Source organism: Streptomyces sp. NPDC041968, from assembly GCF_055589025.1.
The window spans coordinates 290,868-313,008 of record NZ_JBVJCB010000007.1; the positions used below are offsets into that span (position 1 = coordinate 290,868).

Sequence of the window (22,141 nt, forward strand, 5' to 3'; positions counted from 1 at the left end):
TGGCGGTGAGCGACATCGAGATCCGGGACGACCGGGCGGCGGGCCTGCTGGAGGCGGTCGGTGCCGGCGAGGTCGTCGGCCGCATCGAGTACTTCGTGCTGGACGCCCCCGGGCGCGCCCTCGTCCCCGTGCACACCGTCGTCGAGCCGGCCCACGAGGGCCAGGGCATCGCCGGTGCGCTCACCCGTGAGCTGTTCGCCGCCGCGCGACGCGAGGGTGTGGCCGTCGCGCCGCTGTGCTCGTACGTCGTCAAGTGGGCCGAACGACACCCGGACGAAGCGCCCGCGGTCGACGCCGAGCTGCTGCGCGCGGCGAAGGCGTGGCTCGAGGCGCATCCGGAGCGGTTCTGATCCGAGGCCCGCGCCAGGAGGGGCGGCGGACCGACCCGGCCGCGCGCGCCCGCCCGGGGCTCGTCCCGCGGACACAACCACGATCGGAGGGCGCTCGTGCTGGCGCTGCTGCACACCTCACCCGTCCACGTCCCGGTCTTCGACGCCCTGCGTGACGCGGCGCACCCGGGTCTGGTGCTGCGGCACCACGTCGACGCCGAGCTGTTGGACCGGGCGCGCCGGGAAGGGCCCCAGGCGGTGACGGACGCCGTCCGGACGGTGCTGCGCAAGGCTGCCGCCGAGGGCGCGAGGGCCGTTCTGTGCACCTGCTCGACCATCGGCGCCGTCGCCGAGTCCGCCGCCGGTGACGCGGGCGTGCCGGTGCTGCGGGTCGACCGGCCGATGGCCGCCGCGGCCGTGGCCGCCGGCCCGCGCGTCGTCGTCCTCGGCGCCCTGCGGAGCACCCTCGAACCGACCGCGGCGCTGATCGCGGAGGAGGCCCGGCGCGCCGGACGTCCCGTAGAAGTGCGGACTCTCCTGGTCGACGGCGCCTGGTCCCGGTTCGAGGCCGGTGACACCGAGGGCTTCGCGCGGATGGTGGCCGAGGCCGCCGACGCCGTCACCGATGCCGACGTGATCGTCCTGGCCCAGGCTTCCATGGCGCCGGCCCGGGAGCGGGCCCGGACCGCTGTCCCGGTGCTGGCCAGCCCCGCGCCGGGACTGGCCGCGGCGGCGGAGGCGGCGACGGCCCGCGGGCAGCGTTGCCCGTTGCCTGGCACGCGGTGACCTTGAGCGCCGCCACCGTAGGCTCCGCTGCGGTCGCGGCCCGGTGAGGGTCCGCCTCGGCCACCCGGGACCCGCCGTTCGTGCGGGGGAGTGAGTGGGCGGACTGCCCTCGGGTAGGCGGGGGACAGATCCAGAGCCGACGTCGACCGACTGGCCGGAGGGCAGCGCCATGACCAACCCGTATCCGGATCCCGTTCCCCCCGGGCCCACGCCAGGACCCACCCCCGGTCCGGACCCGGAGCCACAGCCGCACCCCGACCCGGTGCCCACGCCGGGCCCCGGTCCGCAACCGACGCCCCCGCCGCCGGGCCCCGGTCCGGAGCCGACACCCCAGCCCCCGGGGCCGACACCGCCACCCCCGCACCCGGGTCCCCCCGACCCCTCCCCGTCACCGATCCCGCCGGGACCGGAGCCCGTCCCCAGCCCGGAGCCCGGGCCGCCGCTGAGCTGAGCCGCGCGGAACCGCCGTAGGAACAGGCCGTAGGGACAAAGGGAGCGGCGGGCGGCGGATGACCGTACGGCCCTCCGCCGCCCGCGACCGCTACGCGGTGACCTCGGCCCGGTCCCCGCCCCACAGCGTGTGGAACGCGCCGTCCCGGTCGGTGCGCCGGTAGGTGTGCGCGCCGAAGAAGTCCCGCTGGCCCTGCGTCAGCGCGGCCGGCAGGCGCTCGGCGCGCAGGGCGTCGTAGTAGGCGAGGGCGGCGGAGAAGCCCGGGGTCGGCACGCCCTGCCGGGTCGCGGCGACCAGCACCTCCCGCCAGTCGTCCTGCGCCTGGGCGATCTCGCTCGCGAAGGTCTCGTCCGACAGCAGGCTCGGCAGGTCCGCGCGGGCGTCGTACGCGGCCCGGATGCGGTCCAGGAAGGCCGCGCGGATGATGCAGCCGCCGCGCCAGATCGCCGAGACCGCGCCCAGGTCGATGTCCCAGCCGTACTCCTCGCTGCCCGCCGCGACCTCGTGGAAGCCCTGCGTGTACGACACGATCTTCGACGCGTACAGCGCCTGCTCCACCCGGTCGGCGAACGCGGCCGCCTCCGACTCGCCGAGCGGCGACGCCTTCGGGCCCGCCAGCCCTCGCGAGGCCTCCCGCAGCGCGACGTGCCCGGACAGGGAACGGGCGAAGACGGCCTCCGCGATGCCGGACACCGGCACGCCCAGGTCCAGCGCGATCTGCACGGTCCAACGGCCGGTGCCCTTCTGCTCCGCCCGGTCGGCCACCACGTCCACGAACGGCTTCCCGGTCGCCGCGTCCACGTGGGAGAGCACCTCGGCGGTGATCTCGATCAGGTAGGAGTCCAGGCGGCCGGTGTTCCAGGTGCGGAAGATCTCCGCGATCCGGGCCGGCTCGTACCCGGCGACGTCACGCAGCAGCTGGTAGGCCTCGCCGATCAGCTGCATGTCGGCGTACTCGATGCCGTTGTGCACCATCTTGACGAAGTGCCCGGCGCCGTCCGGGCCCACGTGTGTCACACAGGGCGCCCCGTCCGCCGCCTTCGCGGAGATCTTCTCCAGCATCGGACCGAGCGAGTCGTACGACTCCTTCGAGCCGCCCGGCATGATGCTCGGCCCGTTGAGAGCGCCCTCCTCGCCGCCCGAGATGCCGGTGCCGACGAAGTGGATGCCCCGCTCGCGCAGTTCGCGTTCCCGTCGGCGGGTGTCGGCGAAGTGGGCGTTGCCGCCGTCGATGATCATGTCGCCGGGCTCCAGGAGCGGGGCGAACTCCTGGATCACCGCGTCGGTCGGGTCACCGGCCTTCACCATGATCACCAGGCGGCGCGGCCGCTCCAGCGCCGCCACGAACTCCTTGGCGGTCTCGGTCGCGACAAAGGCGCCCTCGTTCCCGAACTCCTCCACCAGCGCGTGCGTGCGCGACGCGGTCCGGTTGTGCACCGCGACCGTGTAGCCGTTGCGAGCGAAGTTGCGGGCGAGGTTGCGGCCCATGACCGCGAGCCCCGTGACGCCGATCTGCGCTGTCGTGCTCATTGGCTTGGCTCCTAGTGACCTTGGTGTCGTTGGTGCCCTGATATGTGTGGTGCCCGTGATGCCCGTGGTGCTTATGGTGTCCGTGATGCCTGCCGTCCGTAGCGGCCGGGGTGCGGCGGTGTCCTCGGTATCCTCGATGTCGCCAGTATCGTCGCGCTCGACCATCCTGACGTGGCGGTACGCCGGTCGCACCTCGTGGTCCGGCTGACTCCCATACGCGGGAGAGGGCCCCGCCGCCTCAGCGGACGGACTTCTTTCCCCGGCAACCGCCATCCCTTCTCCGCCACTTGGGGTGACGAACCGGCCGATTGCCGTCTTGTCATGGCCTGTTAGCAGCACATATTTTTGCCCCTCCTGACGCAATGTCGAGGGGGACCTCCATGGCCGTACGCGGCCGGCACCGCCGGTATCAGCCGAACAGGATCAACCGTGCCTCACTGACCGTCACCGCGGGCGGCGCGGGACTGGCGCTCCCGCTGATGGGGACCGGCACGGCGGACGCGGCCGACGTGGAGACCTGGGACAAGGTCGCCGCCTGCGAGTCCACCAACGACTGGGACATCAACAGCGGCAACGGGTACTACGGCGGATTGCAGTTCTCCCAGTCCACCTGGGAGGCGTTCGGCGGCACGGAGTACGCCCCGCGTGCGGACCTGGCCACCAAGGACCAGCAGATCGCCGTCGCCGAGAAGGTGCTGGACGGTCAGGGGCCCGGTGCCTGGCCCGTCTGCTCGCAGCGGGCCGGACTCACCCGGGGCGGCGACACGCCCGACATCCGGCCGGCCGGGGACGCGAGACCCACCAAGGGCACCGGAGGGTCCGCCGAGAAGTCCACCGAGAAGTCGTCGGGCGAGCGCACCGGACGGTCCGGCGCGAAGCCGGACTCCGTGAAGGACGTCAAGCCCCAGACCACGCCGCAGTCCCGGGCCGGCAAGGGACGCATGTACACGGTGGTCACCGGGGACACCCTCTCGGGCATCGCCGACACCCAGCGGGTCCGGGGCGGCTGGCAGCGGCTGTACGAGTCCAACCGTGCCGCCATCGGAACGGACCCCGACCTGATCCTGCCGGGGCAGCGCCTCGCGGTGCGCGGCGAGGGGACCACCACCGCACCCCGCCCCGAGCGGAAGACGGCCGAGAAGCCCAGGGCGAAGACGGCCGAGCCCCAGCAGAAGCAGCGGAAGCAGCCGAAGAAGTCGTCCCCGGACAGCGGCAAGGCCAAGACGGAGAACAAGGCCAGGACGGAGACGGCGGCCAAGACCGACAAGGCCCCCGTGCGCCACGCGGTCGTCGCCCCCGTCGACGCCCCCACCGGCACGCCGTACCACCAGGCGGGCTCCTCCTGGTCGAAGGGCTACCACACCGGCGTCGACTTCCCCGTCGCCACCGGCACCTCGGTCAAGTCGGTCGCCGCGGGCCGGGTCGTCAGTGCGGGCTGGGGCGGTTCCTACGGGTACCAGGTGGTCGTCCGGCACGAGGACGGACGCTACTCGCAGTACGCGCACCTCTCGGCGATCTCCGTCAAGGACGGTCAGTCGGTGGGCGCCGGCCAGCGCATCGGCCGCTCGGGCTCCACGGGCAACAGCTCGGGCCCGCATCTGCACTTCGAGGTGCGGACGGGGCCCGGGTTCGGTTCCGATGTCGACCCGCTGGCGTATCTGCGGGCCGGCGGGGTCAGGATCTGATCCGCACCCGGTGCCGGTCCAGTACCGGCGTCGGGACGAACGGGCCGTTGTGGAACGGGCCGAAGAACGCCGGCGGATCGACCCTCTCCGAGAGTTCCCGAAGCCGGAGCGGCTCCTCGGAGGGGGCGGTGTCCGGGACCGGCGGTGCCGCGGGGGAGGGCACGAGGACCTTCTCGGGCGGGCCGCCGACCCGCGGCCCGGTCACCGGGGCGCCCTCGGCCGCCGGGGCGGTCCCCGACGGCACGGCACTCGGCTCACTCACGGCCGGGAGGACCGCCGGCGGAAGAGCTGTCGCCGGGGGAGCAGCGGCAGGAAGAGGCACGGCGGAGTCCCCGGTGCCCTCCCGCGCGATCCGCTCCGTCGTCAGGAGGATCAGGCCGCCGGCGGCCACCACACCGCAGCCCAGGGCGAGCAGGGTGCCGGTCGTGCCGTAGCGGAAGGTTTCGCCGAACATCGTGATGCCGACCACCGCGGCCACCACCGGGTTGACGACCGTCAGCGTCGCGAGCGGGGCCGCGAGACCGGCACCGCGGTAGGAAGCCTGGGACAGCAGCATGCCGGCCGTGGCGAGCACACCGATCACGGCCAGGGACGGCACGTCGGCGCCCGTGACACCGCCGGTCCAGTCGACCGCCACCGTCTTGGTGAAGACCGACGACATGCCGAACGCGATGCCGGAGGCGACGGCCAGCAGGATGCTGCGCACCGCCGGGTGCCGGTGCGCGGCCCGGCCGGCGATCATCAGGGCCACGATCACACCGCCGGTCACGACCGCCGCGCCCACCCGCTGCGCGGTGTCCAGGGACTGCGCGTCGGCGGCGCCGACCAGGGAGAGCAGACCGGCGAGACCGACCGTCGCCATGAGCGCGCCCCGCCAGGCCGTCGCCCCGGCCCTGCGGCCGACGAAGAGCGCCGCCATGGGCAGGGCGAACACGATGGTGAGCGCGCCCAGCGGCTGCACCAGGCTCAGCGGACCGAGCGCGAGGGCCACGACGTGCAGGAGGCCACCGAGGCCGTTGAGCGCGACCGCCGCCCACCAGGCGGGGCGGCGCAGGGGAGCGTACTGAGCACCGGGGGAGGAGACCGCGACCTGCTCCTGCACGATCGCTCCACCCGCGTACGCCACGGCGGAGACGAGCGACAGCAGCACGGACAACGCGAGGGCGCTCATCGGCTGCTCCTCTGCGTGAGGCGGGGGCTCTCGGCCCGACGCGGCGAACGGTCGTCTTCCATGCACAACACGATGCCGTCCCAGGAGCTTCCCGTCGTCGTCCCTGAGCACTCATTGAGTCCTACTGCCGATGGAGTACGAGGGCGGTGCCGTCCTCCCCAGGGTGGGCGACTCGCGGTCCGGCCCCTGACCAACGCCCCCTAGGGGCCCTGACGGTACTGCGCCCGCTCGGCGGCCGGCTGCTGTCTGTACCACCGACCCCCGGCCCGTCCCGGCCCGCCCGCGCCGCACCCTCTCCCCGCGATCCCGGTCCCCCTCGCGATCCCCGCCCTCCCCGATCTTCGCAGCCCCCGCGCTCTTCCCCACGCGCCCCGTCTGAGTGACCATGAAGGGACCAGCCGACGAGCACGGGAGGTTCCGGGTGCGTGTGGGACTGCTGACCCGCGAGTACCCGCCGGACGTGTACGGCGGCGCGGGCGTCCATGTGGAGTTCCTCGCGCGGGAGCTCGCGCGCCTCGTCGACCTGGACGTGCACTGCTGGGGTGAGGGCCGTGCCGACGGGGTGCTGCGCCACCGTCCCTGGTCCGCGCTCGACGGAGCCAACGACGCGCTGCGCACCTTCTCCGTGGACCTCGCCATGGCCGCCGCCCTCGAAGGCCGCGAACTGGTCCACTCCCACACCTGGTACGCCAATCTCGGCGGCCACCTCGCCAAGCTGCTGTACGGCATCCCGCACGTGGTGACCGCCCATTCCCTGGAGCCCCTGCGCCCCTGGAAGGCCGAGCAGCTCGGCGGTGGCTACGCCCTGTCCGGCTGGGCCGAGCGCACCGCGGTCGAGGCGGCCGACGCGGTCGTGGCCGTGTCCGGAGCGATGCGCGAGGACATCCTGGCCTGCTACCCGGCGCTCGATCCCGGCCGCGTCCACGTCGTGCACAACGGCATCGACACCGCCCTGTACCGCCCCGACCCCGGCACCGACGCCCTGGACCGGACGGGCCTGGACCGCTCCCGCCCGTACGTCCTGTTCGTCGGCCGCATCACCCGCCAGAAGGGCGTGCCCCACCTGCTGCGCGCCGTGCGGGACATCGACCCGGCCGCTCAGGTCGTGCTCTGCGCCGGCGCCCCGGACACCCCCGAGATCGACCGGGAGTTCCGGGACCTCTTCGCCGGGCTGAGCCGCGCCCGCGAGGGCGTGTACTGGATCCCGAGCATGCTGCCGCGCCGTGAGGTGATCCAGCTGCTGACCCATGCCGCCGTCTTCGTCTGCCCCTCCGTGTACGAGCCGCTCGGCATCGTCAACCTGGAGGCGATGGCCTGCGGAACGCCCGTCGTGGCCTCCCGGGTCGGCGGCATCCCCGAGGTCGTGGCGGACGGCGAGACGGGGCTGCTCGTCCCCAAGGACGGCGGCGTGAGCGGGGACCGGGACGCCGACTTCGAGGCGGGCCTCGCGCGGGCGCTGGACTCCGTCCTCGGCGACCCCGAGAGCGCCCGGCGGATGGGCGAGGCGGGTCGGCGGCGCGCGGTGGACGAGTTCGGCTGGGACGCGGTCGCCCGTCGCACCGTGCGGCTCTACGAGGAGATCCTCAAACAGGCTTAGGCCGCCCCGGCCGGGGCAGCCGAGGGTGAACGAGGGTGAGGGGAGCGGCCATGCGTCGTGGAGGTCCTTCGGTGCTCGGCATCGTGCTGGCGGGCGGAGAGGGCAAACGACTGATGCCCCTGACCGCGGACCGCGCCAAACCCGCGGTCACGTTCGGCGGCACGTACCGGCTGGTCGACTTCGTGCTGTCCAACCTGGTCAACGGCGACATCCTGCGGATCTGCGTCCTCACCCAGTACAAGTCGCACTCGCTGGACCGGCACATCACCACCACCTGGCGGATGTCCAGCCTGCTCGGCAACTACGTCACCCCCGTCCCGGCCCAGCAGCGGCTGGGCCCGCGCTGGTACCTGGGCAGCGCCGACGCGATCCTCCAGTCCCTGAACCTGGTGCACGACGAACAGCCCGACTACGTGGCCGTCTTCGGCGCCGACCACGTGTACCGGATGGACCCGCGCCAGATGCTGACCCAGCACATCGAGTCCGGCGCGGGCGTGACCGTGGCCGGCATCCGGGTGCCGCGCGGCGAGTCGTCCTCGTTCGGAGTGATCACGCCGGGCTCCGACGGCCGGACCGTCACCGGGTTCCTGGAGAAGCCCGCCGACCCGCCGGGGCTGCCCGACGACCCCGGGTGCGTCTTCGCCTCGATGGGCAACTACGTCTTCACCACCAAGGCGCTCATCGAGGCCCTGCACCGGGACGCCGAGGACGAGAACTCCGTGCACGACATGGGCGGCTCGATCCTGCCCCAGCTCACCGACCGCGGTGAGGCCGCCCTGTACGACTTCAGCGACAACCACGTACCGGGGGAGACCTCCCGCGACCAGGGGTACTGGCGGGACGTCGGCACGCTCGACGCCTACTACGACGCCCACATGGACCTGATCGCGGAGCGCCCCGCTTTCAACCTCTACAACCGCGACTGGCCGGTCTACACCCACTCCACCCAGCTCTCCCCGGCCCGGTTCAACGCCGGCGGCATGGCCAGTGAGTCGATCATCAGCGCGGGGTGCCTGATCCGCGGGCAGGTCACCCGGTCCGTGCTGTCACCGGGCGTGGTGATCGACCCGGGGGCCGTCGTACAGGGTTCCGTGCTGCACGACAACGTGCACATCGGCCGGGGCGCGGTGGTGCGCGGGGCGGTGCTGGACAAGAACGTCGAAGTGCCGCCGGGCGCGACGATCGGCGTCAACCCGGAGCGGGACTCGGAGCTGTACACGGTCTCCAAGGGCGGCGTGATCGCGCTCGGCAAGGGGCAGCGGGTGCCGTGACGGCCGGGAGCGCGGCCGGCGGGCGGACGAGGCACCGTCCGGGGGCCGGCGGCCGTCGGCCCGCACGGTCGGCCCGCACCCGTCCGGGTGGCGCGCGCCGGGGCGTGCGGCGCCGTCCCCACCGCTCCGGGCGCCGCGGCCCCATGGGGCACCGCACTCGTGGCCCGGTCACGGGGGCGGGACTTTAACCTGATGTTAACTGTGCGTAGCTTGATCGTACTTGACCGTAATCGACGCGGGGCGTTTGACTGCTTGTCCATCCGTCGTCCCTGCGAGGCCCACCCTTGACTTCCGATCCGCTCGCTCCTCTCGACCTGGCGTTCTGGAACATCGATTCCGCCGAGCACCCCATGCACCTCGGCGCGCTCGGCGTCTTCGCGGCCGGTTCGCCGACCGCGGGCGCCCACGCGGCGGACCTGCTCGCGGCCCGCGCCCCCGGCGTGCCCGGCCTGCGGATGCGCATCCGGGACACCTGGCAGCCGCCGGCCCTGGGGACGCCCTTCTCGTTCGGCGGCGCGACCCGGGAGCCCGCCCCCGGCTTCGACCCGCTCGACCACGTGCGGCTGCACCCCCCGACGACGGACTTCCACGCCCGGGCCGGCCGCCTCATGGAGCGCCCCCTGGAGCGCGGCCGGCCGCCGTGGGAGGCGCATGTGCTGCCGGGTGCGGACGGCGACTCCTTCGCCGTGCTCTTCAAGTTCCACCACGCCCTGGCCGACGGCCTGCGGGCGCTGACCCTCGCCGCGGGGGTCCTCGACCCGATGGACCTGCCCGCGCCGCGCCCGCGCCCCGAGGAGCCCGCCCGAAGACTCCTGCCGGACGTGCGCCGACTGCCGGAGCGGGTGCGCGACGCCCTGTCCGACGCCGGCCGGGCCCTCGACATCGGCGCCGCCGCCGCCCTGTCCACCCTCGACGTGCGCTCCTCGGCCGCGCTCACCGCCGCGTCCTCCGGAACCCGCCGCACCGCGGGTGTCGCCGTCGACCTCGACGACGTGCACCGGGTGCGCAAGACCGCCGGCGGCACGGTCAACGACGTTCTGATCGCGGTCGTCGCGGGCGCCCTGCGCAGCTGGCTGGACGAGCGCGGCGACGGCAGCGAGGGCGTCGCGCCCCGCGCCCTGATCCCCGTCTCCAAACGCCGGCCGCGTACCGCCCATCCGCAGGGCAACCGGCTCTCCGGATACCTGACCCGGCTGCCGGTCGGCGATCCGGACCCGCTCTCCCGGCTCGCCGCGGTGCGCACCGCCATGGGCCGCAACAAGGACGCCGGGCCGGGCCGCGGAGCCGGTGCCGTCGCCCTGCTCGCCGACCACGTGCCCGCGCTCGGACACCGGCTCGGCGGGCCCCTGGTCGGCCAGGCGGCCCGGCTCTGGTTCGACATCCTGGTCACCAGCGTGCCCCTGCCCAGCCTGGGCCTGCGGCTCGGCGGCCATCCGCTCACCGAGGTCTACCCGCTGGCGCCGCTGGCCCGGGGCCACTCCCTGGCGGTGGCCGTCTCCACGTACCGCGGGCAGGTGCACTACGGCCTGGTCGCCGACGCGAAGGCCGTGCCGGACCTGGACCGCTTCGCCCTGGCCCTCTCCCGGGAGGTGGAGACGCTGCTCACGGCCTGCGGTCCCTGACCCGGCGCGTTTGGCGTCCCGGCCCGCCGCTGAAGTAAAATCCGCCGTTCGAAAGCGGGCGCGAGTCGGAGCGCCGCGACGGTGATCAGGAACGGCAGCGGCGATGACGGTGACACAGGACGGCACGGCGACCACGGACGAGGTGGTGTACGGCCCGGGCATCGACCCGGAGCGGCTCGCCGTCTGCCTGAGCGTGCTGGAGGAGCTCGACGGACTCGACGTCGACCACCCGGACGCCGTCCGGGTCCGCCGGGCGACCTCGCACATCTACCGGATGGTCAAGCAGCGCCGCCGCCAGGAGCGCCGCGCCGCCAAGACCGCCCACGACAAGGCCGTCACCGAGGCCACCGCCACCGGCTCCGCCGAACGCATCGACGACGAGACCGAAGGCATCCTGCCCTCCTCCCGCACCGAGGAGGGCAGGATCGCGGGGATACTCCAGCGCCCCCGCTCCTGCTACATCTGCAAGCAGCGCTACATCGAGGTCGACTACTTCTACCACCAGCTCTGCCAGAGCTGCGCCGCCGAGAACCGGGCCCGCCGCGACGCCCGCGCCGATCTCACCGGCAAGCGGGCGCTGCTCACCGGCGGCCGGGCCAAGATCGGCATGTACATCGCGCTCAGGCTGCTGCGCGACGGGGCGCACACCACGATCACGACACGCTTCCCCAAGGACGCCATCCGCCGCTTCAAGGCCATGGACGACTCCGCGGACTGGATCCACCGCCTGGAGGTCGTCGGCATCGACCTGCGCGACCCCGCCCAGGCCGTGGCGCTGGCCGACCAGGTCACCGAGCAGGGTCCGCTCGACATCCTGATCAACAACGCCACCCAGACCGTACGCCGCCTGCCCTCCGCGTACGCCGCGCTCGTCGAGGGCGAGAGCGCCCCGCTGCCCGCCGGTGAGCTGCCCTCCCACCACGTCATCGGCGCCTTCAACTCCGGAGCGGTGGACGGGCTGACGGCGCTGCCCGTCGGCGTCTCGGGGCTCGACGCGCAGAAGGTGGCCGACCTCGCCCTGGTCGCCGGCAACGCCAGCGTGGTCCGGCACCGCGACGGCACCGCCATCGACGCGGGCGGCCTGGTCCCCGACGTCGTCGACACCAACACCTGGGTCCAGACCATCGAGCAGATCTCCCCGGTGGAGCTGCTGGAGACCCAGCTGTGCAACTACACCTCGCCGTTCATCCTCATCAGCGCCCTGCGTCCCGCGATGGCCGAGGCCGCGCGCCGGGCGACCGCCAAGCGTGCCTACGTCGTCAACGTCTCCGCGATGGAGGGCGTCTTCGCCCGCGGCTACAAGGGGGCGGGCCACCCGAACACCAACGCGGCCAAGGCGGCCATGAACATGGTCACGCGGACCAGCGCCCAGGAGATGTTCGACACCGACGGCATCCTGATGACCTCGGTCGACACCGGCTGGATCACCGACGAGCGTCCGCACTTCGACAAGCTGCGCCTGGCCGAGGCCGGCTTCCACGCCCCGCTCGACCTGGTGGACGGCGCCGCCCGCGTCTACGACCCGATCGTGCGCGGCGAGGCGGGCGAGGACCTGTACGGCGTCTTCCTCAAGGACTACGCGCCCGGCAAGTGGTGACGGTCCCGGCGGACCAACAGCCGTGCCCCGTCGGCCGGTCGGCGGGGCGCCGTCCTGATCCGGAAGGTCCGGGTCAGTCGACGGCCCCCAGCCGCGCGTGCCGTGCCGCCGTCAGCTCCAGCACCGTGCGCCAGTCCTCCAGCACCCCGGCGTCGAACACGCTGGTGCGGGCCTCCTCGGCTGCCTGCCGCAGGCTGACCGCATCGTCGTCGTGGGCCCAGGCGTCGGCCTGGGCGTGACGGCGCAGCAGCCGGGCGACGCGCGCGCCGAGCAGCGGCCGTACCGCGTCGGCGGTCCGGCCGGCGGGGTCGCCGGACCACAGCAGCCGGCCCACGGGTGCCACCAGACCGGCCACCTGGAGTTCCTTGTCGGCGGGGCGCCGCCGGCGCAGCAGCGCGGCGGTGCGCAGCGCGTGCTCGTGCGGGTCCACCCGCCCGCCGCCGCGTTCCGCGAGGGTCCCCTCGCCGCGGCAGGCGTACAGCAGGTCCATCAGCTCCTCGACGCTGCGCGGTTCCATGCCTCGGTCCTCCCACGAGACAGCCGTTGCCGACCGACAGCAGACCATGGCCGTCTTGCGCCGCAGCCAACGGCGACTTAACTGTGCGCCCCGGCCGTCGGCGGCAATCGAAGAAGCGGTCGGCCGCATCGGCCGAACGGGTGAGTCACCTGTGGTGCGCAAACGGGTCCATACCGGCATACTCGGGCCAACTGGGCAGGATGTGAAGGGCAATGGTTCCCCCATGTTTTGGGCCCCATAGAGCGCGCCCCCGCTCATTTGGTTAATCTAAAGCGGACGGACGACAGCACAGGGCTCCACCCCCACCCGATGTCCGTCTTGGGACAAGCCGGTTCACAACGGCCTGCTCTCGCCCGAGTTACCGGCGCCACCGCGTCCGAACTGCATGCGACTGAAACCCCAGCGGGCGTCTGGTGCCGGACAGCAGACTCGGCCGACAGGCCCCTAGGGTGACCCGACACATAAGGAGTGCGCGGTGACACCGGAGACGACGAATCCAGAGCAACGCCCCAAGGAACGCATCGAGCGCGGGGGCCGCCGGCCAGGAGAGATCGGCAGCCTCGACGTGTGGGCCCGGTCCGCCCCCATCCGCCTCGCGGGCTACGAGGAGGACCTCGCCGAGCCGCACATCCTGCCCAGCGTGGACTGACCACGCGCGACCCGCGGGATTCGCCGCAGGCAGGGGCGTGCGAGACTCGCGCCCATGCTGATCAGGGAAGCGACGGCCGGTGACTGGCCGCACATCTGGCCCATCTGGCACCGCATCGTCGCGGCCGGCGAGACCTACGCCTGGGACCCGGACACGTCCGAGGAGGACGCCCGGGCCCTGTGGACCCACCCCGCCAAACGCGTCTACGTCGTCGAGGACGAGGGCACCGTCGTCGCCTCCGCCTACGTGACCCCCAACTACGGCGGGCCCGCCGCGGGCATCGCCAACGCCGGCTTCATGGTCGACCCCGACCGGGCCGGCCGCGGCACCGGACGGGCCCTCGCCGAACACGTCCTGGCCGCCGCCGCCGACCAGGGGTACCGGGGCATGGTCTTCAACGCCGTCGTCGAGACCAACCCCGCCGTACGCCTGTGGACCTCCCTCGGCTTCACCGTCCTGGGTACGGTGCCGGACGCCTTCGACCACCCGCGGCACGGGCGCGTCGGCCTGCACATCATGTACCGCGCCCTCTGACGGGCAACCCGCCGACCGCGCCGGGCGGGGCGCTCAGTCCAGCGGCGCCGTGCGACGCCAGGGGCGCAGTGCCTCGATCCGCTCCGCCAGCTCCAGCAGCGCCGCCTCCGAACCCGGTCGCCCCACCAACTGCACGGCGCAGGGGGCGCCCGAGGGCAGGGTGCCGACCGGTAGCGCCATCGCGGGCCAGCCGGTCAGGTTCCACGGCGGAGTGAAGGGCGAGTAGGCCGTGTCGGCCACGATGTTGCGCAGCCAGCCCCGCTCGTGCCAGGGCGCGGCCGCGGGGGAGCGGCGGGCCAGTGCCGGGGTGAGCAGGACGTCGTGCGCGTCGAAGAACGGCTCCAGGCGGGCGCGGAGCGCCTCGCGCCCCCGGCCGGTGGCGGCCGTGTGCACGAAGGCCCGCCCGACGGCCGCGTGCACCCGGGTCCGCCGGGCCAGCCGGCGCCGGTCCAGGCCGCGTGCGTCCACCGCCGTGCCCGCCGTCCAGTGGACCAGGGCGGTCAGGCCCAGCGAGGCGGGGTAGGGCGGGTCGGCCCGGCGCACCTGGTGACCCGCCTTCATGAGCAGTTCGGCCGCCTCGCGGACGGCGTTCGCGTACGGGCGGGAGACGGGGACGCCGGCCAGGGGACTGCGCGGGGAGACCGCGATGCGGAGGGAGCCGGAGTCCGCGCGCCGCGCCGGCCCGCCGTCCGCGCGGTCGCCCGCGAGGACCGCCAGCATCAGGCGTGCGTCCTCGACCGTCGTGGCCAGCGGTCCGTTCTCAGACATGCCGAACCAGTCGCCCTCGCCGATGCCGGCCGGTACCACCCCGTGGCCCGGCTTGACGGTGACCAGGCCGCAGTTGGCCGCCGGGATGCGCAGCGAACCCATGCCGTCGTTGCCGAGCGCCAGCGGCACCAGACCCGCGGCGACCGCGGCGGCACTGCCGCCCGAGGAACCTCCTGCGGAGCGGACCGGGTCCCACGGGTTGCGGGACGTGCCGTGCACGCCCTCGGTGGTGCCGAACACGCACAGTTCGGGCACGTTGGTGAGGCCCACCACCACCGCGCCGGCCGCCCGCAACCGGGCCACGGTGACGTGGTCCGCCCCGGCGGGCGTGTCCGGCGTCGCGGCGGAACCGACGCGCTTCGACTCGCCGCGCACCGCGAGATTGTCCTTGACCGCCACCGGCACGCCGGCCAGCGGGAGTTCGGCCAGGCCGCTCCGGGCGCCCACCTCGTCGGCCTCGTCGAGCGCCGCTTCGGCCCGGACCGTGCGGAAGGCACCGACGCGGCCGTCCAGCCGCTCGATCCGGGCGAGGTGCGCCGCCACCACCTCGCGGGGCGTGACGCGCCCCTCGCGGACGGCGGCGGCGATGTCGGCGGCGGTCCGGCCGGCCCAACTGGTCACGGAAGGGGCTCCTCGGGGTGCGGAAAGGTGGCTTACCGGAGAGGGCACTCACCGGAAACGGGACTACTGACGAGTACGTGAGCACTCTGCCCGCCCGGACGCCGCCGCGTCGAGAGGCGGACGCGCACGGTTCGCGGGACGCGCGGTGGGGGAGCTGTACACCACGTCCGCCCCAGTGACCGCGACCCACCGACGCTGAACCGCCGACTCCCGAGCCGCCCCGCCGACTTCCGAGCCGCCCCGCCCGCCGCGGGCCGCCCCGACACCCGCCCCCGACCACGGAGGACCCCGCATGCATGACGACCGCAGCCTGGTCGAAGCCCGCCTCGAGCGCGTCCTCGACGAGCGCATCCGCCCCGCCGTGTACCCCGAGTCCGTGCCGCTCGACGTCGCCGTGTGGCACGCGCCCGGCGAGCCCGTGCCGGTCGCCGAGGGACTCGCGGCCGACCCCGAACCCGTCGAGGTGGGCGCCCGCTGGGGCGCCCCCTGGGGCACCAGCTGGTTCCGCGTCACCGGGACCGTGCCCGAGGAGTGGGCCGGCCGGACCGTCGAGGCGATCCTCGACCTCGGCTTCGACGAGAGCATGCCCGGCTTCCAGTGCGAGGGCCTGGTCTACCGGCCCGACGGCACCCCGGTGAAGGGCCTCAACCCGCGCAACCAGTGGGTGCGCGTCGCCGCCCCCGCCCAGGGCGGCGAGGAAGTCCGCCTGCACGTCGAGGCGGCGTCCAACCCCGTCATCTTCGGCCCCCGCCCCTTCGTGCCCACGCCGCTCGGGGACAAGGAGACCGCCGGTGACGCACCGCTGTACACCCTCGCCCGCATGGACCTCGCCGTCCTCGACGAGACGGTGTGGAACCTGGTGCTCGACCTGGAGGTGCTGGGCGAGCTGATGGCCGAGTTGCCGGTGGACTCGCCCCGCCGCTGGGAGATCCTCCGCGCCCTGGACGGGGCGCTGGACGCGGTCGACCTCCAGGACGTCAACGGCACGGCGGAGGCGGCCCGTTCCCGCCTCACCGGCGTCCTCTCCGCCCCCGCCGCCGCGTCCGCGCACCGCATCAGCGCCGTCGGTCACGCCCACATCGACTCGGCGTGGCTGTGGCCGCTGCGCGAGACCGTCCGCAAGGTCGCGCGCACGACGTCCAACATGACCGCCCTGCTGGAGGACGAGCCGGACTTCGTCTTCGCCATGTCGCAGGCCCAGCAGTGGGCGTGGGTGCGCGACCACCGGCCCGAGGTGTGGGCGCGGGTGAAGAAGGCCGTGGCCGACGGCCGGTTCGTGCCGGCCGGCGGCATGTGGGTGGAGTCGGACACCAACATGCCGGGCTCCGAGGCGATGGCCCGGCAGTTCGTGCACGGCAAGCGCTTCTTCCTCGACGAGTTCGGCGTCGAGAACGACGAGGCCTGGCTGCCCGACACCTTCGGCTTCGCCGCCGGCCTGCCGCAGATCATCAGGGAGGCCGGCGCCAAGTACCTGCTGACGCAGAAGATCTCCTGGTCGCAGACGAACCGGTTCCCGCACCACACCTTCCGTTGGGAGGGCATCGACGGCACCCGGATCTTCACCCACTTCCCGCCCGTCGACACCTACAACTGCTCCATGCGGGGCGACGAAATCGCCCACGCGGCCCGCAACTTCAGGGACAAGGGCGTGGCCCGGCACTCCCTCGCCCCCACCGGCTGGGGCGACGGCGGCGGCGGCACCACCCGCGAGATGGTCGCCAGGGCGGCCCGGCTGCGCGACCTCGAAGGGTCGGCGACCGTCACCTGGGAGACCCCGCGGGCCTTCTTCGCCAAGGCCGAGGCCGAGAACCCCGAGCCGCCGGTCTGGGTCGGCGAGCTGTACCTGGAACTGCACCGCGCCACCCTCACCAGCCAGGCCCGGACCAAACAGGGCAACCGACGGAGCGAGCACCTGCTGCGGGAGGCCGAGCTGTGGGCGGCCACGGCCGCGGTGCGCACCGGATTCGCCTACCCCCACGACGACCTGGACCGGATCTGGAAGACCGTCCTGCTCCACCAGTTCCACGACATCCTGCCCGGCTCCTCCATCGCCTGGGTGCACCGCGAGGCGCGCGCCACGTACGACCGCGTCGCCGGGGAGCTGAACGGCATCATCGACGCCGCCCAACGCGCCCTGGCCGGTGAGGGCGACACCCCGCTCGTCTTCAACGCCGCCCCCCACCCCCGCACCGGCGTCCCGGCCGGCGCCGCCGCCGCCCCCGTTTCCGCGGGCCGCACCGCCCTCACCCCGCGCCCCGGGGGCGGCCACGTCCTGGACAACGGGCTGCTGCGGGTCGGGATCGACGGCCGCGGCCTGGTCGTGTCGGTGTACGACCTCGCCGCCGACCGCGAGACGATCGCGCCGGGCGGGGCGGGCAACCTCCTCCAGCTGCACCCCGATCTGCCGAACAAGTGGGACGCCTGGGACGTCGACGCGTTCTACCGCAACACCGTCACCGACCTGACCGACGCCGACGAGCTGGCACCCGGCGACGACGGCGCCTCGGTACGGGTCGTCCGCGGCTTCGGCTCCTCCCGCGTCACCCAGACACTGAGGCTCGCGCCCGGGGAGCGGCGACTGGAGGTGGAGACCGAGGTCGACTGGCACGAGACGGAGAAGTTCCTCAAGCTCGGCTTCCCGCTCGACCTGCATGCCGAACGGTACGCGTCGGAGACCCAGTTCGGGCACTTCCACCGGCCCACCCACACCAACACCAGTTGGGAGGCGGCCAGGTTCGAGGCGTGCAACCACCGCTTCGTCCACCTGGAGGAGCCCGGCTGGGGCGTGGCGGTCGTCAACGACTCGACGTACGGCCACGACGTGACCCGCACCGTCCGCACCGGTGGCGACGCGGGTACGACCACCACCGTGCGGGTGTCGCTGCTGCGGGCCCCGCGCTTCCCCGACCCGGAGACCGACCAGGGCGTGCACCGCTTCCGGCACGCGCTGGTGCCGGGCGCGGACATCGGCGACGCCGTGCGCGAGGGCTGGCGGATCAACCTGCCCGAACGGCGGCTGACCGGCGCGGGCGAGGTGGCGCCACTGGTGACGGTCGACCACGAGGCGGTCGTGGTCACCGCCGTCAAGCTGGCCGACGACGGCAGCGGGGACGTGGTGATCCGCTTCCACGAGGCCCACGGCGGCCGGGCCAGGGCCACCCTGACGGCCGGGTTCCCGGTCGCGCGGGTGGCGGTGACCGACCTGCTGGAGCGCCCGCGGGCCGAGGAGGCGCCCGCGGTCGAGGCCGACGGCGAGCGGATCACCGTACGGCTGCGCCCGTTCCAGCTGATGACCCTGCGCATCGCCCGCGCGTAGCGCGCGCCGGTCCGGCCCACCGGCCCCCGGTGAGCCGGACCGGGGGCCGCTACGACCGTGGCGCCCCGGCCAGCCGGGTCGGCGGCAGATACTCCCGCACGTACGTCCGCTCCCAGCAGGCGCCCGTCTCCCGCAGCTCGCGCCACGTCGTGTACCGGTACCGGAACAGCCGGGCGCGGACGAAACGGGGCGGCGCGTCCGCCGGGAACGGGGAGCGGCGCAGCAGCCTCAGCGTCGCGCGGTCGTTCTCCAGCAGCCGTTCCACCAGGACGCCGAACCAGGGGCCGGCGTACGAGGGCGACAGCGCGGCGAACCACATCAGCCAGTCCAGCCGCAGATGGTACGGCGCGAACTGGCGCGGCCAGCGCCGCGGATCCCCGGGCTTGCCCTTGAACTCGTACTCCCGCCAGTCCGCGTCCTCCCGGGCCACCTCGTCGGAGGTGCCCTCGATCACCACCTCGTAGCGGACCCGGCTGACGGTGCCGAAGGCGCCGTAGGTGTTGACCAGGTGCAGCGGGTCGAAGGAGCGGTTCATCACCTGGCGGCGGGAGACCATGTTGCGGACGGGCCGGTGGCTGAGGAAGAGCAGCAGGGCCGCGGCCGCGAGGACCACGACCTCGTACCAGAGCGGCGCGGCGGACACGGACGGCGGATCGGCCGGGAACCGCACCGCCGAGAGGGCCAGCACGATGGTGATCCAGTTCAGCCAGGAGAAGTTGCCCGACAGCACCAGCCACAGCTGGGTCACGATCATCAGCGCCGCGGCGGCCGTCGCGACGGGCTGCGGCGTGAAGAGCAGGAAGGGCACCACGAGCTGCGTGACGTGGTTCGCGGCCACCTCCACCCGGTGCAGCGGCCGGGGGAGGCGGTGGAAGAACCAGCTCAGCGGCCCCGGCATAGGCTGGGTCTCGTGGTGGTGGTCCAGGCAGGTCAGCTTCCGCCAGCACGCGTCGCCGCGCATCTTGATCAGCCCCGCCCCGAACTCCACGCGGAAGAGCAGCCAGCTAAGCAGGAACAGGACCAGCACCGGCGGCGCCACCTCGTCGTTGCCGAGGAACACCGCGAGGAAGCCGGTCTCCAGCAGCAGCGACTCCCAGCCGAAGGAGTACCAGGTCTGCCCGACGTTGACGACCGACAGGTACAGCGCCCACGGCACCAGCCACAGCAGCATCGCCCCCCACAGCGGCAGCAGCGAGTCCAGCCCCGCCACCAGCGCCGCCGACACCGCGCAGCCCGCCCAGGCGCAGCACGCGAAGAGGCGGTCCGAGTAGCGGAGCTGGAACAGGCTGGGCGCCCGCCTGAACGGCACCCGCTCGACGAAGCGGGGCACGGGCAGCATGCCGCGCTCGCCGATCAGCGGACGGAACTGCAGGGCGGCGGTCAGGAAGGCGACCAGGTACATCACGGCCAGGGCCCGCTGGAAGACCAGCCTGCTCAGCCAGTAGTCGGGGGCGGTGAACCACTCCACGGCCGCGCTCCTCTCGTACGATCACGCTCCGTGTACCCCGGTGGGCGGTTGGCCCCTCCCACGACCCGGGCGGCGGACAGGAGTCGAAGAATCGGGCAAACCCTGGCAAGGTGGGGCCCATGGTTGATCGGGGAGCGAGTGCCTCGTCACTCCCGGACGACTGGCCCGCCCACCCGGACCCGATCCTGGCGCTCAACCGCATGGGCAGCTTCGACTGGGACCTGGACACGGGACTGTTCCACATGGACGCCCAGGCCCACGAGGTGTTCGATCTGCGCCCGGACGAGTACGACGGGCGGCCGGAGTCCCTCGCGGTCCGCGTCCCCGCGGCCGAGGGCAGCCGTCTGGACGCCATCGTCGCCCGGGCCATGAAGGACGGCAGCGAGAACTACGGCACCTACTTCCGGCTGCGCACGCGCGACGGCACCCTGCGCTGGACCCGCACCCAGGGGTACATCCGCCGGGACGGGACCGGCCGCCCCCGCCGCATCATCGGCATCGTCCGCGACGCCACCCAGGAGGTCGGCGACATCGAGGCCCGCCGCGAGCAGGCCGCGCAGGACGAGGCCCGCCGGCGCCTCACCAACGTCGTCCAGCTCGCCACGGCCGCCCTCGCGCACGCCCGCACGGTGGACGACGTCATCGAGGTCCTGCGCGACACCCACGGCCTCACCCGCCTCGGCGCCACCAGCCTCGTCATGGGCCTGGTCGAGGCCGGCCGCATCCGGCTGGTCGCCGACGGCCCCGACAACAGCTTCGTCCCCGGCACCCGCGTCACCCGGATCGACGAGCCGTACCCGATGAGCGAGGCCGTACGGACCCTCAGCCCCCGCTTCATCGAGTCGCCGGAGGAGTTCGCGGAGCGCTACCCCCTCCTGTGGCAGCACATCACCCACCTGGACATCACCGCGGCCGCCTACCTGCCGCTGATCGCCCAGGCCCGGCCGATCGGCGCGATCGGGCTCCTCTACAGCGACCGGCGCGGCTTCTCCCCGGAGGACCGCAACGTGCTGGTCGCGCTCGGCAGCGGCATCGCGCAGAGCCTGCAGCGGGCCATGCTCTACGAGCAGGAGATGGACCTCGCCGAGGGACTCCAGCAGGCCATGCTGCCGCGCACCATCCCCAGCGTGCCCGGCTGCGACATCGCCGTCCGCTACCGCGCGGCCACCATCGGCGGCGCCTTCGGCCGCGACATCGGAGGCGACTGGTACGACCTGATCCCGCTGCCCGGCGGACGCGTGGGCGCCGTCATCGGCGACGTCCAGGGCCACGACACGCACGCCGCCGCCGTCATGGGCCAGCTGCGCATCGTGCTGCGCGCCTACGCCGCCGAGGGCCACCCCCCGGCCACCGTGATGGCGCGGGCCTCGGTCTTCCTCCACGAACTCGACACCGACCGCTTCGCGACCTGCCTGTACGCGGAGGCCGACCTTGCCACCGGCGTGGTCCAGGTGGTCCGCGCAGGGCACCTCGACCCGCTGCTGCGCGCGGGCGACGGCAGCTGCCGCCGGGTGCCCGTCGAGGGTGGCCTGCCGCTCGGCCTGTCCGCCGAGTTCGGGCGCCTCGCCTACCCGGTCTCCACCGTCGAGCTGGACCCGGGGTACACCCTGCTGCTGTGCACCGACGGCCTGGTCGAGGAGCCCGGTGCCGACGTGGACGAGGGGATACAGGCGCTCACGGCGCTGGTGGCCTCCGGTCCGCAGGACGTCGGGGACCTGGCCGACCGGCTCATCGACGTGGCCGAGGAGCGCCGCGGCGACGACGACGTGGCGCTGCTCCTGCTGCGCCGGCACGGGCTGGGAACGCCCCGGACCTTCGGCCGGCTCCAGCAGCACGTGTCTCCGGGCGACCCCGAGGCCCTCACCGAGGCCCGGCACATGATCCGCGCCGCGGTCCGTGCCTGGGGTGCCGGGCAGCAGAGTGACGAGATCGAACTGGTCGCCGACGAACTGGTCACCAACGCCCTCATGCACACCGAGGGCTCCGCGATCGTCACCCTGCGGCTGCTCACCGGGACGGACCGCCGGCTGCGGGTCGAGGTCGAGGACTCCTCCAGCGCCCTGCCCCGCCGCCGCGACGCCGGGGACTCCGGGGTCTCCGGACGAGGGCTGCTCCTGGTCGAGACGCTCGCCGACCAGTGGGGCGTGGAGGCCCGCGGGCGCGGCAAGTGCGTGTGGTCCGAGTTCGTCGTCTCCCACCGCCGGGGCTGAGTCCCGCTGGCGCTGTCGG

The 22,141-nt window shown here is 73.7% G+C and carries 16 protein-coding genes; 11 read left to right on the forward strand and 5 right to left on the reverse strand.

The window, feature by feature from the left end; genetic code table 11:
* Positions 1-5 precede the first annotated feature (5 nt).
* Positions 6-350 (forward strand): GNAT family N-acetyltransferase, encoded by a 345-nt coding sequence (locus ACZ6EG_RS19320; protein ID WP_391972328.1) that lies wholly within the window; start codon positions 6-8, stop codon positions 348-350.
* Positions 351-446: 96 nt separating this feature from the next.
* Entirely contained in the window at positions 447-1,115 is a 669-nt protein-coding gene (locus tag ACZ6EG_RS19325) for an aspartate/glutamate racemase family protein (protein ID WP_469605968.1), read from the forward strand.
* 541 nt (positions 1,116-1,656) lie between these two features.
* Here the strand turns inward: ACZ6EG_RS19325 and gndA are convergent.
* A complete protein-coding gene (gene gndA / locus ACZ6EG_RS19330) occupies positions 1,657-3,096 on the reverse strand; it encodes an NADP-dependent phosphogluconate dehydrogenase (RefSeq protein WP_469605971.1) in 1,440 nt (479 codons plus the stop codon).
* 380 nt (positions 3,097-3,476) lie between these two features.
* Here gndA and ACZ6EG_RS19335 point away from each other — a divergent pair, with 380 nt between their 5' ends.
* Positions 3,477-4,781, forward strand: a complete 1,305-nt coding sequence (locus ACZ6EG_RS19335; RefSeq protein WP_391972325.1) for a transglycosylase family protein — start codon at positions 3,477-3,479, stop codon at positions 4,779-4,781.
* Here the strand turns inward: ACZ6EG_RS19335 and ACZ6EG_RS19340 are convergent.
* Entirely contained in the window at positions 4,771-5,952 is a 1,182-nt protein-coding gene (locus tag ACZ6EG_RS19340; RefSeq protein ID WP_469605976.1) for a DMT family transporter, read from the reverse strand. The genes ACZ6EG_RS19335 and ACZ6EG_RS19340 overlap by 11 nt on opposite strands.
* Positions 5,953-6,373: 421 nt before the next feature.
* Between ACZ6EG_RS19340 and glgA the strand changes: the two genes are divergently transcribed.
* From glgA to ACZ6EG_RS19360, 4 genes are all read left to right on the forward strand, one after another.
* On the forward strand, positions 6,374-7,549 hold the full coding sequence (gene glgA, locus ACZ6EG_RS19345; RefSeq protein WP_391972364.1) for a glycogen synthase: 1,176 nt from the start codon (positions 6,374-6,376) through the stop codon (positions 7,547-7,549).
* A 50-nt stretch (positions 7,550-7,599) separates the two neighbouring features.
* A complete protein-coding gene (gene glgC, locus ACZ6EG_RS19350) occupies positions 7,600-8,820 on the forward strand; it encodes a glucose-1-phosphate adenylyltransferase (protein ID WP_356605358.1) in 1,221 nt (406 codons plus the stop codon).
* 284 nt (positions 8,821-9,104) lie between these two features.
* Entirely contained in the window at positions 9,105-10,442 is a 1,338-nt protein-coding gene (locus ACZ6EG_RS19355; protein WP_469605980.1) for a wax ester/triacylglycerol synthase family O-acyltransferase, read from the forward strand.
* A 103-nt stretch (positions 10,443-10,545) separates the two neighbouring features.
* A complete protein-coding gene (locus ACZ6EG_RS19360) occupies positions 10,546-12,039 on the forward strand; it encodes an SDR family NAD(P)-dependent oxidoreductase (RefSeq protein ID WP_391972323.1) in 1,494 nt (497 codons plus the stop codon).
* Between the two features lie 73 nt (positions 12,040-12,112).
* Here the strand turns inward: ACZ6EG_RS19360 and ACZ6EG_RS19365 are convergent, their stop codons facing one another.
* A complete protein-coding gene (locus tag ACZ6EG_RS19365; RefSeq protein ID WP_391972322.1) occupies positions 12,113-12,556 on the reverse strand; it encodes a hypothetical protein in 444 nt (147 codons plus the stop codon).
* 475 nt (positions 12,557-13,031) lie between these two features.
* Between ACZ6EG_RS19365 and ACZ6EG_RS19370 the strand changes: the two genes are divergently transcribed.
* Together ACZ6EG_RS19370 and ACZ6EG_RS19375 are read left to right on the forward strand one after the other, a co-directional pair.
* Positions 13,032-13,205 carry a hypothetical protein gene (locus ACZ6EG_RS19370; protein WP_356605350.1) on the forward strand — a complete coding sequence of 58 codons (174 nt, stop codon included), beginning with the start codon at positions 13,032-13,034 and terminating at the stop codon, positions 13,203-13,205.
* A 54-nt stretch (positions 13,206-13,259) separates the two neighbouring features.
* Complete coding sequence (locus tag ACZ6EG_RS19375) at positions 13,260-13,739, forward strand: GNAT family N-acetyltransferase (protein ID WP_391972321.1); 480 nt, start codon at positions 13,260-13,262, stop codon at positions 13,737-13,739.
* A 33-nt stretch (positions 13,740-13,772) separates the two neighbouring features.
* Here ACZ6EG_RS19375 and ACZ6EG_RS19380 read toward each other — a convergent pair whose 3' ends face one another.
* Positions 13,773-15,128, reverse strand: a complete 1,356-nt coding sequence (locus tag ACZ6EG_RS19380; protein ID WP_469605986.1) for an amidase — start codon at positions 15,126-15,128, stop codon at positions 13,773-13,775.
* Between the two features lie 292 nt (positions 15,129-15,420).
* On the opposite strand from ACZ6EG_RS19380, the gene ACZ6EG_RS19385 reads away from it, so the two are divergent.
* Complete coding sequence (locus tag ACZ6EG_RS19385; RefSeq protein WP_469605988.1) at positions 15,421-18,444, forward strand: alpha-mannosidase; 3,024 nt, start codon at positions 15,421-15,423, stop codon at positions 18,442-18,444.
* Positions 18,445-18,493: 49 nt separating this feature from the next.
* On the opposite strand, the gene ACZ6EG_RS19390 is transcribed toward ACZ6EG_RS19385, so the two are convergent.
* Positions 18,494-19,912 carry a lipase maturation factor family protein gene (locus ACZ6EG_RS19390; RefSeq protein ID WP_391972318.1) on the reverse strand — a complete coding sequence of 473 codons (1,419 nt, stop codon included), beginning with the start codon at positions 19,910-19,912 and terminating at the stop codon, positions 18,494-18,496.
* Between the two features lie 119 nt (positions 19,913-20,031).
* Here ACZ6EG_RS19390 and ACZ6EG_RS19395 point away from each other — a divergent pair, with 119 nt between their 5' ends.
* Complete coding sequence (locus ACZ6EG_RS19395; protein ID WP_391972317.1) at positions 20,032-22,122, forward strand: SpoIIE family protein phosphatase; 2,091 nt, start codon at positions 20,032-20,034, stop codon at positions 22,120-22,122.
* The last annotated feature ends 19 nt before the right edge of the window (positions 22,123-22,141 follow it).